The organism is Candidatus Clostridium eludens (genome assembly GCF_045310515.1).
In the GTDB taxonomy this organism is placed as follows: domain Bacteria; phylum Bacillota; class Clostridia; order Clostridiales; family Clostridiaceae; genus Clostridium_B; species Clostridium_B eludens.
In genome coordinates this window covers 1-1,831 of record NZ_JBJHZX010000114.1, presented here as the reverse complement: position 1 = coordinate 1,831, position 1,831 = coordinate 1, and the positions used below count along the sequence as shown (strand labels likewise).

The following is a 1,831-nucleotide window of genomic DNA, read 5'->3' as shown; positions in this document are numbered from 1 at the left end:
TACTACTATAGAAGCATGGCGAAGCATTCAACAAATGGGAGCCTTGTTAGCACCATCAGAATTAAAAAAGCTGAATAAAGATATTATTGAAATTGGTTTGAAACCGTTATTGGAACCTAAGGATTGTTATGCTGGATATTTTAAATGGCTGTGGAGAAATAGTTGTTAACTCAAGACAATTAGGATATGTATGTGTAGACCCTAATATGCTATATAACCCAGGAATAAGATTATATTTTGATGTTCATAAGATTATTAAAGATGGATTAGGAACAAGAGACGGTGTGCATATTTTAAAAGTTAAGAAAAAACTTCCTTTAAATAAATATCTTGTACAAGTAGTATCAAAGAAGTGTCTTGATTACAAAGATACATGGACACCTACTACATATACGAAATATTCTAACAGATTTTTCTCAGAAAAAATGAAATATCATAATATATAAAGAGGTATGTCATAATGTTCTTAACTTATGTCACAAGTGTAAAATTATGTGAACTATCGGAATCGAACTTAGTAGCATTGTACTACATTTTTTTATTGCCTTATATTAAACATATTACGTATTAATAAAATTCGCAAATATTAATTATCATCTGGGGATATCACCAACATTATCGGGAGTGAACTAAAATAAGTATGGTTAAAATCCTATTGGGCATCCCACGCCATCGCAAGGGGAGTTTAAGTCACAGTAATATGAACACTGCCATCTATCTGTTGACAGCATTCTGATCATGTGTATTTAATCATTATACTAAGTGGTTTACACAATATAAACTACACTCTCATTCCCCCTAATTTGGGGAGGTTTTACAGACACCATTTTTACGGTCTTCTGTTTTGGCAAGGTACTCCAACTTGACATAGACCACAACCTAACTTATAATTCCCTCTTTGAATATCTGCTGGCCAGTAATTTACTGCAAAAAAATCTTCATAAGCCTCACAAGCAATTTTATCATGCATTTCTGACGTGATAGCATTGGCAGGACAACGTTTAATGCAAGCTCCACAGCTTCCGTCTTTATAATATAGGCACCATTCATTATGAGAAGTATATAGCCTTTCTGTCAAGGTAAGAGGAGCTTCAATAATTAATGAAGTAATACGTACAGCCTTTCCCCTTTCTGTTATCAGTCCATCAGAAAGTCCAAATGTTCCTAAACCAGCTAAATAAGCTATATGTCTATGGGACCACTTTGAAGCAAGTCCAAGCTTTTCAGATTTAACTGTACTAAACTCTGGCTGAAGATCTATTGAAACACTTCGTATACCCATATCTGCTAATTTATTAACAAGTTTCCCACTGAATTCTTTCATCAAAGGTTCCCATTCACCTCTAGAAACAATCCATTCCCGTGAAGGACATTTTGTATTTTGGGCTTGTGCCTGCTTGGTTATCGCTGCTTGAGGAAAAACCATAGAAACTGTCCTTAAATTTCTCTTATCTACACATTCTTCATATTTTAATCTAAATGCTTCCTCCGGATTCCAATGGAATTCTCCAATGTGTTCTTTTAGAAAATCATAAAAATGGTCATCTCCCGCTGCTACACCTATTAATGGTCTTTCCCACATTATTTCATTAGGCTTACCTAATGTTGAAAAGTTATTTTTTTCTAGTGAATCATATATTTCATTTATAATTTTTTCTATATCATTATTATTTATATTCATTCAATTACCTCCAGCTTAGGAATAATACATTAGTGACAAGATATTGCTGAGTATATCTCACAAATCTTCTTTATTTCCTACAACGTTATTGCTATTTTTATCATATTCTTCTCCTTTTCATTTTAGCATAAAATTATGTAAATCTAACAT

2 protein-coding genes are annotated in these 1,831 nt (G+C 32.8%); one reads left to right on the top strand and one right to left on the bottom strand.

Annotated features, from left to right (window positions below; all coding sequences use genetic code 11):
- Nucleotides 1-128 precede the first annotated feature (128 nt).
- Complete coding sequence (locus tag ACJDU8_RS25395) at nt 129-446, top strand: hypothetical protein (RefSeq protein ID WP_406794973.1); 318 nt, start codon at nt 129-131, stop codon at nt 444-446.
- A gap of 383 nt (nt 447-829) precedes the next feature.
- On the opposite strand, the gene ACJDU8_RS25390 is transcribed toward ACJDU8_RS25395, so the two are convergent.
- Nucleotides 830-1,681: a hypothetical protein gene (locus ACJDU8_RS25390; RefSeq protein ID WP_406794972.1), complete on the bottom strand. Its 852-nt coding sequence runs from the start codon at nt 1,679-1,681 to the stop codon at nt 830-832.
- Nucleotides 1,682-1,831: the final 150 nt, after the last annotated feature.

What these genes read in the sequence shown, in the direction of transcription:
- ACJDU8_RS25390 (WP_406794972.1), bottom strand. Translation starts at nt 1,681, where the DNA reads ATGAATATAAATAATAATGATATAGAAAAAATTATAAATGAAATATAT.
- ACJDU8_RS25395 (WP_406794973.1), top strand. Translation starts at nt 129, where the DNA reads ATGCTGGATATTTTAAATGGCTGTGGAGAAATAGTTGTTAACTCAAGA.